Consider the following 13,834-nt stretch of genomic DNA (forward strand, 5'->3'; position numbering starts at 1 on the left):
GAGGCGCCGGAATGTCGAGGCCGGATTGACTTCCAAAACCCTTCTTTCTATAAGCCCGCTCACGCTCGGGCCATTCGTCCCGGCGCGGTTTCGATCGCGCCAAAGCCGGCCGGGCAAAGCTCCTGTTACAGAGTGACAGAATCAAGAAGGGCCGCACCCCGCGGTATTAAAACAAATGAAGCGTACCTACCAACCGTCCAAACTCGTCCGCAAACGCCGGCATGGTTTTCGTGCCCGCATGGCCACCAAGGGTGGTCGTGGCGTCGTCGCAGCCCGCCGCAACCGCGGCCGCAAGCGGCTCAGCGCCTGAACGGAAGACGAGATCGTTGCCCGCAACCGGCAAGCCAGTGGGAGCACATCCCAAGCGGCTTCTGAAGCGCGCGGAATTCCTGGCCGTCCGGCGTGGCGAAAAGCGCCGCGGGCGGCTTTTTCTCGTCGAGGTTCTCGACCGCAGCGACGCAGCGGCGCCTCGCGTCGGCTACACGGTCACCAAGAAGGTCGGCAACGCAGTCGTCCGCAACCGCATCCGGCGGCGGCTGAGAGAAGCCGTGCGTACGCATGCCGCGGATGACATGAAGCCAGGCAATGACTATGTCATCGTCGGGCGCGAAGATGTGCTTGCCATTCCGTTCGGTCAGTTGAAGGCCGAACTCTCACGCCGACTGCGCGGAACACGATAGGCCAAGGCTTTCGATGGAAAACAACCGGAACTTCTTCATCACCATCGCGCTGTCGGTGCTGATCCTGTCGCTTTGGCAGTATTTTTACGTGCTGCCGCACAGCGAGGCGCAACGCGAGGCGGCCCGTATCGAAGAGCAGCAGATTGCGGAGCAGAAGAAGGCGGCCGAAGCCGCCAGTCCGGGCGGCAGCGAAACGCCGGTGCCGCAGCAAGGCGCCATTCCTAATGCACCCAATGCACCGGGAACCGACGGCACGACGCTGGCCAGCCGCGAGCAGGCGCTGGCGTCGACGAAGCGCGTCAGGATCGACACGCCGAGCCTGGAGGGCTCGATCAATCTCGCCGGCGCCCGTCTCGACGACCTCAAGCTCAAGCACTACAGGCTGACGGTCGACAAGAACTCGCCCGAGATCGAACTGCTCAACCCGGCGGCGCTGCCTACGGGCTACTATGCCGAGATCGGCTTTATCGGCAGCGACAAGACCGGCACGGTGCCGGGCCCGGAAACCGTGTGGACCGTCGACGGCAATGCGACGCTGACCCCGGCGACCCCGGTCACGCTGACTTTCACCAACGACAAGGGCCTGACCTTCAAGCGCACCTTCTCCGTCGACGGCGACTACATGTTCACCGTGTCGGACACGGTGCAGAATTCGGGGTCGGCCGCCGTTACCCTGTCGAATTACGGCCGTGTCACCCGCTTCGACAAGCCTGCCGTTGCCAGCATCTATGTGCTGCATGAGGGGCTGATCGGCGTCACCGGCACGGAAGGCCTGCAGGAACACACATATTCGTCGATCGAGGAGGACAAGCAGTTCACGCCGAGCAAGTCGACCGATGGCTGGCTGGGCATAACCGACAAATACTGGGCGGTGACGCTGGTGCCGACCGAGAAGCAGCAGTTCCAGCCGCGTTACGCCTATTTCGAGGACGGCCGACCGCGCTACCAGGCCGACTTCCTGACCGACCCGATCACCGTCGATGCCGGCCAGTCGGCGACGGTCGAGAGCGAAATCTTCGCCGGCGCCAAGGAAGTGGCCAAGGTCAACGCCTATGCCGAAGACCGCAACATCAGGCTGTTCGACCGCTTGATCGACTGGGGATGGTTCATCTGGATCACCAAGCCGATGTTCTATCTGATCGACACGATGTACAAATTCTTCGGCAATTTCGGCCTGGCCATCCTGGCCACCACCGTCGTCGTCAAAGCCGCCTTCTATCCGCTCGCCAACAAGTCCTACGCGTCGATGGCGAACATGAAGAAGGTGCAGCCCAAGATGCTCGAGATCCGCGAGAAATACGCGGACGACAAGATGAAGCAGCAACAGGCGATGATGGAGCTTTACAAGACCGAGAAGATCAATCCGCTCGCCGGCTGCTGGCCGGTGGCGCTGCAGATCCCGGTCTTCTTTGCGCTCTACAAGGTGCTCTACATCACCATCGAGATGCGGCACGCACCGTTCTTCGGCTGGATTCAGGATCTGGCGGCGCCCGATCCGACCTCGATCTTCAACCTGTTCGGCCTCATCCCGATCGCGCTGCCGGATATGTTGATGATCGGCGTCTGGCCACTGATCATGGGCCTGACCATGTTCCTGCAGATGCGCATGAACCCGACGCCGCCGGACCCGACGCAGGCCATGATCTTCACCTGGATGCCGGTGGTCTTCACGTTCATGATGGCGGGTTTTCCGGCCGGCCTCGTCATCTACTGGGCCTGGAACAATCTGCTTTCGATCATCCAGCAAGGCGTGATCATGAAGCGGCAGGGCGCCAAGATCGAATTGTGGGACAATCTGGTCGCACTGTTCCGGAAGAAACCGTCGCCGGCGGAATAGACGGCGCTGCCTGCCGAATCCAGGAAAGCCCGGCGCGGCGGTAGACGCCGCCGCGCCCTATAAGCTCCGCTGTCGTTTCAGGAGCGCGTTCCCGTCGATGAACAGGTAAGGATGATCCGCTGCGCACGCGGTCGGTGCTGCCGGGCGGATCGCGCTATTTGACCTGCTGTTTCGTCGATGGAGCCAGACCATGATCGGACCCAACCCCAACATCAAGCACCCGATCCCGATGCATAGCCGCGTCGGCTTCCTGAAGGGGCTGGTCACGGCGCCGAACATCGAGATCGGCGACTTCACCTATTATGACGATCCGGACGGGCCGGACAAATTCGCCGAGCGATGCGTGCTTCATCACTATCCATTCATCGGCGACCGGCTGATCATCGGCAAGTTCTGCGCCATCGCCGAGGGCGCGCGCTTCATCATGAACGGCGCCAATCATGCCATGTCCGGCTTTTCGACCTATCCGTTCAACATCTTCGGTCATGGCTGGGAAGAGGGTTTCGATCCGGCGACCTGGTCGAAGGAATTGCGCGGCGACACAGTGATCGGCAATGATGTATGGATCGGCATGGAAGCGGCGATCCTGCCCGGCGTGGCGATCGGCCATGGCGCCATCGTTGCGGCAAAGTCGGTGGTGACGCATGACGTGGCGCCCTATGCGATCGTCGCCGGCAATGCGGCCAAGGTGGTTAAGATGCGTTTCGACGACAGGACCATCCGGCGGCTTTTGGCGGCGGCGTGGTGGGATTGGCCGGTGGAAAAGATCAGCCGCAACCTCAATGCCATTCGTGGCGCCGATATTTCTGTTCTGGAGGCAGCGGTTTGAACGCGTTGAACAAGTCCGTGATCGGCATCGAGCTGTTCACGCGGCCGTGGATATTCATCCGCGGCGTGCCGGCGATGAAGTTCCTGCCGCCGGAAGGACCGCCGGAGATCGCCTTTGCCGGCCGCTCGAATGTCGGCAAATCGTCGCTGATCAACGCGCTGGTCAATCAGAAGGGACTGGCGCGCACGTCCAATACGCCAGGGCGGACGCAGGAACTCAACTATTTCGTTCCGGGCGGGTTTTCCGGCGAAGGCGCCGACCTGCCGCCGATGGCGCTGGTCGACATGCCGGGCTACGGCTACGCCACTGCGCCCAAGGAAAAGGTCGACGACTGGACGAAACTCGTCTTCGACTATCTCAAGGGCCGCGTCACCCTGAAGCGCGTCTACGTGCTGATCGACGCCCGCCACGGCATCAAGGCCAAGGACGACGAAGTGCTGTCGCTGCTCGACAAGGCGGCGGTGTCCTATCAGATCGTGCTGACCAAGACCGACAAGATCAAGGCGGCCGGCGTGCCGCGATTGATCGAAGAGACACTGCAGAAGGTCAAGAAGCGGCCGGCGGCGTTTCCGTTCGTCCTCGCCACGTCGTCGGAAAAAAACGAGGGCCTCGAGGAATTGCGCGCGGCGATCGTGCTGGCGGCCAATGGCGGCTAGAGCGGGATGCGTTCAAATTGAACTGGCATCCCGCTCTATCTATTTGTTTTTAGCCGCATTTCTGCGACGCCAAGTGATTCCACTTGGCTGCAAAATGCTCTAGGACTTTGCCTCCAGGGCGATCGTCTGGGTGCTTTCTTCCGTGGCAAGCCTTTCGGTGCCGTAAGCCTTCAGGAACATGCCGACGCCCGACCTGACGATGTGGTCGATTTCATCCTGGCTCGGGGCTTTGGTGCGGTAGGCGAATATGCACTGACGGAAAAGACCCGCCAGGCACAGTTCGGTGAACTGATAGGCGGCAAGATCGACATCGTCGATCTCGAGCAGGCCGCGCTCGATGGCGGCATTGAGAAAAGCAACGACCTTGTCGTGGCCGCGTTTCGGGCCGCGTTCGTAAAAACGCGCACCAAGTTCGGGCATCCTGTCGGACGCGCCGATCACGGTGCGTTGCGCCTGGACGACCTTGGCCGAGGTGATCTTAAGGGACAGCACCTTGCCGAACTTCACCAGCGTCTCGCGAAGGTCGTCGGCGCGGTCGAGCAGATCGTACATGTTCTTGAAGATCGTGCCGCGCTCTTCCTCGATCAGCGCCTCGAACAGCTCTTCCTTGTTGGCGAAGTAGACATAGATCGTGCCCTTGGAAACGCCGGCCTCGCGGGTGATGTCGTTCATCGACGCCGCTTCGAAGCCCTTGTCGATGAAGACACGACGCGCGCCCTCGATGATCTGGCTGCGCTTGACCGGGTCCTGTCCCGCCGCCGGGCGGCCGCGACGCAGGCCATCCAGCAGATCGCACTGGTCCTTGTCGGGCTCGGTCATAACGTCACACCTCGAAAAAATTCGAACCGCTCGGTTCGATCATCCTTGATATGGGCCTCTCACCGCGCTAAGTCAACGTCAACATCGAACCGAACGGTTCAGTCTGATGCCCGGTTTCTAGCGATGCCAAGAGAGATGCCATGTCCTCGAACGCGACCCCAACCGCCGAAGTCCGTCCCTTCCCCAACGCCAAGGTTGCGCCGGCAATCGAAGCGCCGAACCCACCGACTGAACCCGCAACAAGCCCTCCGGCCGAGGCGCCGGCCAAAAAGAAACGCTCGGCACGCTCCTTTCTGTTGCCGATCCTTGCGCTTGGCTTGCTGGGCGCAGGCGCCTGGTATGGCTATGATTACTGGACCGACGGGCGTTTCATGATCTCCACCGACGACGCCTATGTCCAGGCCGACATGGCGTTCATTTCGCCGAAAATTTCCGGCTATGTCGATCAGGTCAAGGTGACCGAGAACCAGCAGGTCAAGGCCGGCGACCCGCTGCTGGTCGTCGACAATGGCGACTACAAAATAGCGGTCGCCCAGGCCGAGGCGCAGATCGCCACCTTGAGCAAGACGCTCGATCGTATCGACGCCCAGACCGAGGCGGCGCGCGCCTCGCTCGAGCAGGCGCAGGCGCAGAAGACCGCCGACCAGGCCGCCGCCGCCAATGCGGCGCGTGTCCAAGCGCGCGCCGCCCAATTGCTCAAGACACATGTCGGCACCCAGGCCCAACTGGACGATGCCCAGACCGCGGTCGAGCAGGCCAATGCCGCCCTTGTCGGTGCCGACGCCCAGATCGCGGCGGCTGAGGCCAATATCGGTGTGCTCCAAGCGCAGCGCGCGGAGACGGCAAGCACGCTGGCGTCGCTGCAGCTTGCCAGGGACAAGGCCGCACGCGACCTGTCCTTCACCGTGCTGCGCGCGCCCTATGACGGTGTCGTCGGCAACCGCTCGGTCGAGCAGGGCGACCTGATCAGCCCCGGACAGAAGCTCGCCGTTATCGTGCCGATGGACAAGCTCTATATCGTCGCCAATTTCAAGGAGACCCAGCTTGCCCGGCTGGTGCCTGGTGAAAAGGTCAGGATTTCGGTCGACGCGATCGACGGCCAGGATTTCGAAGGCACCGTCTCGTCGCTGGCGCCGGCATCCGGCGCGGTGTTCTCGCTGCTGCCGCCGGAAAACGCCACCGGCAACTTCACCAAGGTCGTGCAGCGCGTCCCGGTTCGCATCGACGTGCCGGCGGATGTGCTGAAGACAGGCAAGCTGCGCGCCGGCCTCAGCGTCGTCGTCGCCGTCGACAGCCGCACCGCACCTTCGGCGTCGAACTGAGCGGCCGCTTGGGAGCAATGCCGTGGCAACCGCAACCTCGACAGCAGGACCGCCGCCGGCGAGGCCGGCTGCGCCTGATACCATTCCCACACGCCGCATCATCGCCTTCCTGGCGATGGTGTTCGGCATGTTCATGGCGATCCTCGACATCCAGATCGTTTCGGCCTCGCTGGCCGAGATTCAGGCCGGCTTGAGCGCCAGCTCCGACGAAATTCCGTGGGTGCAGACCGCCTATCTCATCGCCGAAGTCATCATGATCCCGCTGTCCGGTTTTCTCAGCCGGATGCTGTCGACGCGTGTGCTGTTCACCGTCTCCGCGGCCGGCTTCACCGCCGCGAGCGCGCTGGCGGCGACCGCCACCAACATCGACCAGATGATCGTCTACCGCGCCGTCCAGGGTTTTATCGGCGGCGGCATGATCCCAAGCGTGTTCGCTGCCGCCTTCACCATCTTCCCGCCGTCGCGCCGTGCCATGGTGTCGCCGATGATCGGCCTGGTGGCGACGCTGGCGCCGACCATCGGCCCGACTGTCGGCGGCTATATCAGCCATGCCATGTCCTGGCACTGGCTGTTCCTGATCAATGTGGTGCCCGGCATCATAGTGACCGCAGCCGCATGGTCGCTGATCGACTTCGACAAGCCCAATCTCAGCCTGTTCCGCAAGTTCGACTGGTGGGGCCTCGCCGGCATGGCGGCTTTCCTCGGCTCGCTGGAATTTGTGCTCGAGGAAGGTCCCAACAACGACTGGCTTCAGGACCAAGCCGTGTTCATCTGCGCCATCCTGATGACGGCCGGCGCGGTGCTGTTCTTCTGGCGCGCCTTCACTGCCGAGGAGCCGATCGTCGACCTGAAGGCCTTCGCCAACGTCAACTTCGCTTTCGGCTCGCTGTTCTCCTTCGTCATCGGCATCGGCCTCTACGGCCTGACCTATCTCTATCCGGTGTATCTGGGGCGCATCCGCGGCTACGACTCCCTGATGATCGGCGAGGCGCTGTTCGTCAGCGGCCTGGCGATGTTCGTCACCGCGCCGATTTCCGGCATCCTGTCGCGCAAGATGGATCCGCGGCTGATGATGATGATCGGCTTCTTCGGCTTCGCTGCCGGCACTTGGCGGATGACCTATCTGACCGCAGACTGGGATTTCTGGGAGCTTTTGCTGCCGCAGATCCTGCGCGGCGCCTCGATGATGCTGTGTATGGTGCCGATCAACAACATCGCGCTTGGAACGCTGCCGCCTGACCGGCTTAAGAATGCATCCGGTCTGTTCAACCTCACCCGCAATCTCGGTGGTGCCGTAGGCCTTGCCGTCATCAACACCGTGCTGATCGATCGCAGCGCCTTCCACTACGCAAGGCTGGCCGAGCATGTGCAATGGGGCAGCGCCGAGGCGCAGACCAGGCTGCAGAACATGACGCTCGACTTCCAGCAGAATGCCGGCCTCGACGCCTCCAAGGCGGCGATCTCCAAACTGTCCGGCATGGTCCAGCAGCAGGCTTCGCTGCTGTCCTTCATGGACGTGTTCTATTTGTTGACGGCGCTATTCGCGACGCTGGCGATCTTCACTATGGTCATCCGCAAGCCGGCCGAGCCGGCGGGCGGAGGCAGCGGACACTGACCGCGCAACTTTGCGCGCCCAAAGGACGCGGCGCTGTGGGTCAGGCCGTGGCCGGCTTGAAGGTCAAGGCGACACCGTTGATGCAATGACGCAGGCCGGTCGGCGGCGGGCCGTCGTCGAAGACATGGCCGAGATGACCGCCGCAACGGCGGCAGTGGACCTCGGTCCGGGTCATGCCCAGCGACCTGTCCACGGTCATGCCGACGGCGTTGGGAATCTCCTGCCAGAAGCTCGGCCAGCCGGTGCCGGAATCGAACTTGGTTTCGGAGGAATAGAGCGGCAGGTCGCAGCCGGCGCAGGCGAAGATGCCCTTGCGATGTTCGTTGAGCAGCGGGCTGGTGCCGGGATATTCGGTGCCTTCCTTGCGCAGCACATTGAAAGCCGCATCGGACAGGATGGCGCGCCACTCGGCCTCGGTCTTGGTGACCTCGAAGGTTTCGACCGCGTGTGCATCCTGCGGCCGGCCGATGCGCAGCGCTGCCGCCGTGCCTGCCAGCAATGCCACAGCGGCACCGCTCCAAAGAAAGTCGCGCCGGATCATCACCATTCCTCCTTCTGTCCGTTTGCCAAATTCGACCGTCACATGGAAATCAAAAGCCGGTGACGGCCAGCTCTCGACAACGGGCACTCCGCACCTGCCCCACGCTTACAGCGGACGGTGCGGAGTGTACGCTTGTCGATTGCGCGGGTCACGCAAGCGGAAACCCGCGCACTCGGCATGGAGCCTCAGCCATATGTTCGCTGGCGACGCCCGCTTCGTTACATCTTCGGCAGGAGAACCTTGTCGATGACGTGGATGACGCCGTTCGACTGCTCGACATCGGCGACGGTCACATTGGCGACATTGCCGTTCTCGTCGGTCGCGGTGACCTTGCCGTTTTCGGCCTTGAGCGTCACCTCGCAGCCGCCAACCGTCTTGACCTTGTGCGCGCCACCATCGTCCATGGCCATCTTGGCAACGTCGGCGGCCATCGCCTTGGCACCGATGACGTGGCAGGTCAGGATCTTGACCAGCTTGTCCTTGTTTTCGGGCTTGAGCAATGTATCGACGGTGCCGGCCGGAAGGGCGGCAAAGGCCTCGTTGGTCGGCGCGAACACGGTGAAGGGACCGGCACTCTGCAGCGTGTCGACGAGACCGCCGGCCTTGACGGCCGCGACCAGCGTCGTGTGATCCTTCGAATTGACGGCGTTCTCGACGATGTTCCGGGTGGCATACATGGCGGCGCCGCCGACCATCGGATTTTCGGCATAGGCGGCGGTGGCGAGCGCGGAGACGGCGACCGTTCCGGCAAGCAAAAGGGTGGCGAACTTACGCATTATTTCTATCTCCTCAGTTTATTTCTTCCCCTCTTTGGGGCGCAAGGAGATACGGGGGATAAATGCCCGAGTTTCGCCCGCTCAGGAGAAAATTTTATTTTTTATAACGGCGAGCATGATTTTCAGGGCAGGACTCTTACAGCCTGCATGCTTTCCCGCTAAAGTCACCACAGGCGATAGATTTAAAATCTTCTCGAAAAATCGACAGATAGGGGATTAGCAGACAGGGGCGATCAGATGCTCTTCAGTTCGCCCGCAGCGACCACAGGGCCGGTCGGCTGGCCGGTCGGCGAACCGCCGGTCGGTTCAAGGCTGACCGCAAGCACGGCGCCTTGCGCAAGTTTTTCCTGCACGGCCGGGGAGATGGTCATACGCGCGGTCTGGCCGGCCGGGATGACGCCCATAGAGACCGGCGCATTCTTGCCCTCGATCATCCAAAGCTCGAAATCCTTGCCGGCGGCGCGCTCGCCGGAGACATGCGACAGGCCGACCTCGCGACGGGCGGCATCATAGACGGCGAGGTATCTGACGTCGCTGCCATCGGCAGCCAGCGAGGCGATGAGCCGCGGCGGCTCGGCCGGCGGGTTGAGGTAAGGCTCGGCGATATAGATCGCCAACGCGGCGACGGAAGCGGCTGCAAGACCGCGCCAGAAGACAAGGCTTGACCAGAGGCCGGCGCGAGGCTCTGCGACGAACAGCCGGCGATCCAATGCCTCCTTGACCCTGATCGGCGGCTCTGTCTCCGGATAGGCGTCGGCCATCGGCGAAAGACGCGCCTCCCAGGCATCGACAAGGTGCGCGAAAGCGGCGTCCGCGTCGATGCGGCGTGACGCAATCTCGCGTTCGTCCGCGGCCAGGACGCCAAGAACGTATTCGGCGGCAAACAGGTCGTCGCCCCCAGATTCCGGTCCGTCATCCTCTGCCAGCGTCATCTTTCAAGACACTCTCTGAGCTTCAACAGGCTGCGCCGCAGCCAGGTTCGCATCGTGTTCAGCGGCACGTCATGGCGCGCCGCCAGTTCGGCATAGCTTTCGCCGTCCAGATAAGCGCCCCGGACGGCCGCCGCCCGGTCCTTTTCCAATTCGTCGAGACAGCGATAGATGCGCCCGGATTCACCGCCCGCAACAGCCGCAGCTTCCGGTCCCGGCGCCGGATCGGCAACGTCGAGCGCAGCGTCGATATAGGCAGCAGGCTCTCGCCGCGCCCTTATCCGATCGATCGCGTGATTGCGCGCAATGGCCACCAGCCAGGAAATCGGGCTTAGCTCCGAGACGGCGAAACGGTCGGCCTTCGTCCATATCTTGACGAAGACCTCCTGCAGCGCCTCTTCTGCCTCTCCCCGGTCCTTCAATACACGAAGGCAGACGCCGAAAAGTTTCGCGCTGGTCTGCCGGTAGAGCAGATCGAACGCAGCCCGGTCCTTCATCGAAGTCCGGACGATCAGGTCGCTGATGTCCTGCGGCGTCATCGGCTGCCAAATTAAGCAATTGCCCAAATTAGGCAATTGCCCCAGATCATTCCACTGCAATGTATTGCAACGGCGGAAGCGTTCCTGTGCACCGGGAGCGCCGTCGGCTTCCATTGACGAGAAAGAGCCGACCTTTTTGAGCATCGGATTTTCCCAAAACCGGGTTTCCACTTTTGCATCCGATGCTCTAGCTTGCCGATAGTTGGGGGAGCAAGAATGTCGGTCGAACGGGCCCTGTGGGAACATGACGCTACCGGCCTGGCCGGCTTGGTGCGCAAAGGAGAAATCTCGCCGCAGGAGCTCGTCGACGCGGCGATTGCGCGGGCCGAGGCCACTCGCCCGGATATCAATGCCATCGCCGAGCCGCTTTACGAGGCGGCGCGGACGCGCGCGAAAACCATCGACCGCAAGCTGCCGCTGGCCGGTGTGCCCTTCGCGCTGAAGGATCTCGGCATCGCCATGAAAGGCGTGCCGACGCACGGCGGCAGCCGCATTCCGGCTTTCGTTGCCGATTTCGACTCGGTGATGACCGAACGCCATCTGGCCGCCGGCCTCGTCCCGATCGCCACCAGCACCTCGCCCGAACATGGGTTGAGGCTGATGACCGAATCCGCCGCTTTCGGCATCACCCGCAATCCGTGGAATACAGCCCATACCAGCGGCGGTTCGTCTGGAGGTGCGGCGGCGCTGGTCGCGGCCGGCGTCGTGCCGGTGGCACATGCTTCGGACGGCGGCGGCTCGATTCGCGTTCCCGCCGCCTGCACCGGGCTGGTCGGGCTGAAAACCTCGCGCGGCCGTGTGCCGCTGACGCCGCTGGTCAGCGAAAGCTGGTACGGCCTGGTCATCGACCACGCCGTTTCCCGCTCGGTCCGTGATTCGGCCCTGCTGCTCGACCTGACGCATGGGCCCGATCCGCTGTCGCCGTATGCGGCGCCGACGCCGAAAGGAACTTTCGCCGCCGCAGCAGTGCGTGACCCCGGCAAGCTGAAACTGGCGGTCTACCGAAAATCGCCGCTCGGCCTGCCGATATCGACCGAGACGCTGGCGGCGCTGGACACTGCGATAGCTTTGGCGCGCGAAGGCGGCCATACGATAGAGGAGATCGACCTGCCCTATATCGATCGCGATTTCATCGCTGATTTCGCCAGAACCGTCGCCGCGGCGGTGGCCGGCACGATGCGCGGCGAGGTCTTGCGCGTCGGCCGCTCCATTTCGGGTGATATCGAACGCACCACGCGGGTGATGAGCGCCTTCGGCGAAGTTCTTTCGGCCGGCGAGATCTATGCCTGCCTGCAGCGGCTGCATGCCACGTCGCGCCGGCTGATCATCGAGACCGCGCGGTACGATGCCGTGCTGATGCCTGTCATCGCGCATCCGCCGCTCGCCTGCGGCGCGATGGATCCAAAAGGCGCAGATGCGTTCCTGGAAGAAATGCTCGACAGGCTGCGGCTTGCCCGCCTGCTGAAATTCAAGCCGCTGTTCGGCCAGTTGATGGACAAGAGCCTGTGGTTCACCCACTGGCCGGCAATCCAGAACGTCAGCGGCCAGCCGTCGATCGCGCTGCCTGTTCATGTCACCGATGCCGGCCTGCCGCTCGGCATCCAGGCCGCCGGCCGCCCCGGCGACGAGGAGACCTTGTTGTCCCTCGCCGCGCAAATGGAAAAGATTTCGGGATGGCTGACGCGGCGGGCGCCACTGCAGGTGCCCGGTATGAAAGCAGGCCGATTTCACCTGACGTGACAGCAAAGCCGTTTGCCCCCTGCTCCAATTCCCGCTAAGACGCCGCCGTTCATGCCAAGCTGGGAACCAAGCCGAATGACGGACCTCGCCGCCACCGCCGAAATGCAGGCCGCGCTGCTTTCGAGGGCGCTGCCCTATATGCAGCGCTACGAGAACAAGACGGTCGTGGTGAAGTATGGCGGCCACGCCATGGGCGACATCGCGCTCGGCAAGGCCTTTGCCCGCGACATCGCGCTGCTCAAACAATCCGGCGTCAACCCGATCGTCGTGCATGGCGGCGGGCCGCAGATCGGCGCCATGCTGAGCAAGATGGGCATCGAATCGAAGTTCGAGGGCGGATTGCGCGTCACCGACCAGAAGACGGTCGAGATCGTCGAGATGGTGCTGGCCGGCTCGATCAACAAGGAGATCGTCGCGCTGATCAATGCCGAGGGCGAATGGGCCATCGGCCTGTGCGGCAAGGACGGCAACATGGTTTTCGCCGAAAAGGCGCGCAAGACCATGATCGACCCGGACTCCAACATCGAGCGTGTGCTCGATCTCGGCTTCGTCGGTGAGCCGGTCGAGGTCGACCGCACCCTGCTCGACCTTCTGGCGCGGTCCGAAATGATCCCGGTGCTGGCGCCGGTGGCGCCGGGCCGTGACGGCCACACCTACAACATCAATGCCGACACCTTCGCCGGCGCCATCGCCGGCGCCTGCCAGGCGACACGCCTTCTGTTCCTCACCGACGTGCCCGGCGTGCTCGACAGGAACAAGAAGCTCATCGACGAACTGACCGTCGCCGAGGCCAAGGCCTTGATCAAGGACGGCACGGTGTCGGGCGGCATGATCCCCAAGGTCGAGACCTGCATCGAGGCGATCGAGCGCGGCGTCGAAGGCGTCGTCATCCTCAATGGCAAGACGCCGCATTCGGTGCTGCTCGAACTGTTTACCGAACACGGCGCCGGCACACTGATCGTGCGGTAAGCGCAGGCTGCAACTTTTTGGAGCATCAACCTAAGGTTGAGCAACAGGCGCCAGGGCGAACTTATCGCCTGAGGTGCCCAAGCGGCACGTGGCCCGGCCCCTTGATGTTCTGCAGCACGAGCTGCGTGTGGACGTCGCGCACGCCGTCGAGCCGCATCAGCCGGTGCATGACAAAGGCGTTGAGCTCGTCGACCGACGGCACCATCACATGCAGCAGGAAATCGTAGTCGCCGGTCATCGTCCAGCACGACGACACCTCGTCCATGCGCTGCACGGCGGCGATGAAGGTTTCGGGCGACCCGTCGCTGTGGGTCACCAGGCGCACCTGAATGAACACTTCGACCATCAGGCCGATGGCGCGGCGGCTGAGCACAGCGGCAAAGCGCTTGATGATGCCGGCGCTCTGAAGAGCCTCGAAGCGGCGCGCGCATGGCGTCGTCGAAAGCCCGATCTCCTGGGCCAGTTCGGACACAGGCTTGCGCCCATCGCGCTGCAAGATATCGAGCATCTTGATCTCAAAATCGTCAAACTGAGGCACTTTCACTCTCCTGCAGCTCTGCTGTGGTGGCTTTTACCTCAAAT

At 62.9% G+C, this 13,834-nt stretch carries 15 protein-coding genes; 9 read left to right on the plus strand and 6 right to left on the minus strand.

The features are described from left to right. The first annotated feature begins 175 nt into the window (after positions 1-175). The 5 genes from rpmH to yihA all read left to right on the plus strand — a co-directional run bounded on the left by rpmH (position 176) and on the right by yihA (position 4,002). A complete protein-coding gene (gene rpmH, locus AC0L2R_RS04900; RefSeq protein ID WP_008833937.1) occupies positions 176-310 on the plus strand; it encodes a 50S ribosomal protein L34 in 135 nt (44 codons plus the stop codon). Between the two features lie 16 nt (positions 311-326). After that, positions 327-680: a ribonuclease P protein component gene (rnpA, locus tag AC0L2R_RS04905; protein WP_128175793.1), complete on the plus strand. Its 354-nt coding sequence runs from the start codon at positions 327-329 to the stop codon at positions 678-680. Positions 681-693: 13 nt separating this feature from the next. Further along, positions 694-2,517, plus strand: coding sequence for a membrane protein insertase YidC (yidC, locus tag AC0L2R_RS04910; protein WP_473507912.1), 1,824 nt, complete (start codon positions 694-696; stop codon positions 2,515-2,517). A gap of 190 nt (positions 2,518-2,707) precedes the next feature. Then, a complete protein-coding gene (locus AC0L2R_RS04915; RefSeq protein ID WP_091596428.1) occupies positions 2,708-3,346 on the plus strand; it encodes a CatB-related O-acetyltransferase in 639 nt (212 codons plus the stop codon). Continuing rightward, positions 3,343-4,002, plus strand: coding sequence for a ribosome biogenesis GTP-binding protein YihA/YsxC (yihA, locus tag AC0L2R_RS04920; protein WP_473507913.1), 660 nt, complete (start codon positions 3,343-3,345; stop codon positions 4,000-4,002). Before AC0L2R_RS04915 ends, yihA begins: the two co-directional genes overlap by 4 nt. A gap of 99 nt (positions 4,003-4,101) precedes the next feature. Here yihA and AC0L2R_RS04925 read toward each other — a convergent pair whose 3' ends face one another. Continuing rightward, positions 4,102-4,821: a TetR/AcrR family transcriptional regulator gene (locus AC0L2R_RS04925; protein WP_473507914.1), complete on the minus strand. Its 720-nt coding sequence runs from the start codon at positions 4,819-4,821 to the stop codon at positions 4,102-4,104. A gap of 140 nt (positions 4,822-4,961) precedes the next feature. On the opposite strand from AC0L2R_RS04925, the gene AC0L2R_RS04930 reads away from it, so the two are divergent. Together AC0L2R_RS04930 and AC0L2R_RS04935 are read left to right on the plus strand one after the other, a co-directional pair. Beyond that, positions 4,962-6,143, plus strand: coding sequence for an HlyD family secretion protein (locus AC0L2R_RS04930; protein WP_473507915.1), 1,182 nt, complete (start codon positions 4,962-4,964; stop codon positions 6,141-6,143). Between the two features lie 82 nt (positions 6,144-6,225). Beyond that, positions 6,226-7,758, plus strand: a complete 1,533-nt coding sequence (locus tag AC0L2R_RS04935) for a DHA2 family efflux MFS transporter permease subunit (RefSeq protein ID WP_473508072.1) — start codon at positions 6,226-6,228, stop codon at positions 7,756-7,758. Positions 7,759-7,798: 40 nt separating this feature from the next. Here the strand turns inward: AC0L2R_RS04935 and msrB are convergent, their stop codons facing one another. From msrB to AC0L2R_RS04955, 4 genes are all read right to left on the minus strand, one after another. Further along, positions 7,799-8,299, minus strand: a complete 501-nt coding sequence (gene msrB, locus AC0L2R_RS04940; RefSeq protein WP_473507916.1) for a peptide-methionine (R)-S-oxide reductase MsrB — start codon at positions 8,297-8,299, stop codon at positions 7,799-7,801. 218 nt (positions 8,300-8,517) lie between these two features. Further along, on the minus strand, positions 8,518-9,075 hold the full coding sequence (locus tag AC0L2R_RS04945) for a fasciclin domain-containing protein (RefSeq protein WP_091596413.1): 558 nt from the start codon (positions 9,073-9,075) through the stop codon (positions 8,518-8,520). A 233-nt stretch (positions 9,076-9,308) separates the two neighbouring features. Continuing rightward, positions 9,309-10,007: an anti-sigma factor gene (locus tag AC0L2R_RS04950; protein WP_473507917.1), complete on the minus strand. Its 699-nt coding sequence runs from the start codon at positions 10,005-10,007 to the stop codon at positions 9,309-9,311. Then, on the minus strand, positions 10,004-10,543 hold the full coding sequence (locus tag AC0L2R_RS04955; protein WP_473508073.1) for a sigma-70 family RNA polymerase sigma factor: 540 nt from the start codon (positions 10,541-10,543) through the stop codon (positions 10,004-10,006). Before AC0L2R_RS04955 ends, AC0L2R_RS04950 begins: the two co-directional genes overlap by 4 nt. Before the next feature lie 216 nt (positions 10,544-10,759). Here AC0L2R_RS04955 and AC0L2R_RS04960 point away from each other — a divergent pair, with 216 nt between their 5' ends. Beyond that, positions 10,760-12,283 (plus strand): amidase, encoded by a 1,524-nt coding sequence (locus AC0L2R_RS04960; protein ID WP_473507918.1) that lies wholly within the window; start codon positions 10,760-10,762, stop codon positions 12,281-12,283. Between the two features lie 75 nt (positions 12,284-12,358). Further along, complete coding sequence (gene argB / locus AC0L2R_RS04965) at positions 12,359-13,252, plus strand: acetylglutamate kinase (protein WP_077374521.1); 894 nt, start codon at positions 12,359-12,361, stop codon at positions 13,250-13,252. A 61-nt stretch (positions 13,253-13,313) separates the two neighbouring features. On the opposite strand, the gene AC0L2R_RS04970 is transcribed toward argB, so the two are convergent. Continuing rightward, positions 13,314-13,790: an Lrp/AsnC family transcriptional regulator gene (locus AC0L2R_RS04970; RefSeq protein ID WP_023801577.1), complete on the minus strand. Its 477-nt coding sequence runs from the start codon at positions 13,788-13,790 to the stop codon at positions 13,314-13,316. Between the last annotated feature and the right edge of the window lie 44 nt (positions 13,791-13,834).

Source organism: Mesorhizobium sp. WSM4820, assembly GCF_055811075.1.

Excerpts from the sequence above, each read along its gene's own strand:
- rpmH (WP_008833937.1), top strand. The coding sequence starts at position 176 with ATGAAGCGTACCTACCAACCGTCCAAACTCGTCCGCAAACGCCGGCAT.
- yidC (WP_473507912.1), top strand. The coding sequence starts at position 694 with ATGGAAAACAACCGGAACTTCTTCATCACCATCGCGCTGTCGGTGCTG.
- AC0L2R_RS04915 (WP_091596428.1), top strand. The coding sequence starts at position 2,708 with ATGATCGGACCCAACCCCAACATCAAGCACCCGATCCCGATGCATAGC.
- AC0L2R_RS04925 (WP_473507914.1), bottom strand. The coding sequence starts at position 4,821 with ATGACCGAGCCCGACAAGGACCAGTGCGATCTGCTGGATGGCCTGCGT.
- AC0L2R_RS04930 (WP_473507915.1), top strand. The coding sequence starts at position 4,962 with ATGTCCTCGAACGCGACCCCAACCGCCGAAGTCCGTCCCTTCCCCAAC.
- msrB (WP_473507916.1), bottom strand. The coding sequence starts at position 8,299 with ATGATCCGGCGCGACTTTCTTTGGAGCGGTGCCGCTGTGGCATTGCTG.
- AC0L2R_RS04945 (WP_091596413.1), bottom strand. The coding sequence starts at position 9,075 with ATGCGTAAGTTCGCCACCCTTTTGCTTGCCGGAACGGTCGCCGTCTCC.
- AC0L2R_RS04950 (WP_473507917.1), bottom strand. The coding sequence starts at position 10,007 with ATGACGCTGGCAGAGGATGACGGACCGGAATCTGGGGGCGACGACCTG.
- AC0L2R_RS04955 (WP_473508073.1), bottom strand. The coding sequence starts at position 10,543 with ATGACGCCGCAGGACATCAGCGACCTGATCGTCCGGACTTCGATGAAG.
- AC0L2R_RS04960 (WP_473507918.1), top strand. The coding sequence starts at position 10,760 with ATGTCGGTCGAACGGGCCCTGTGGGAACATGACGCTACCGGCCTGGCC.
- argB (WP_077374521.1), top strand. The coding sequence starts at position 12,359 with ATGACGGACCTCGCCGCCACCGCCGAAATGCAGGCCGCGCTGCTTTCG.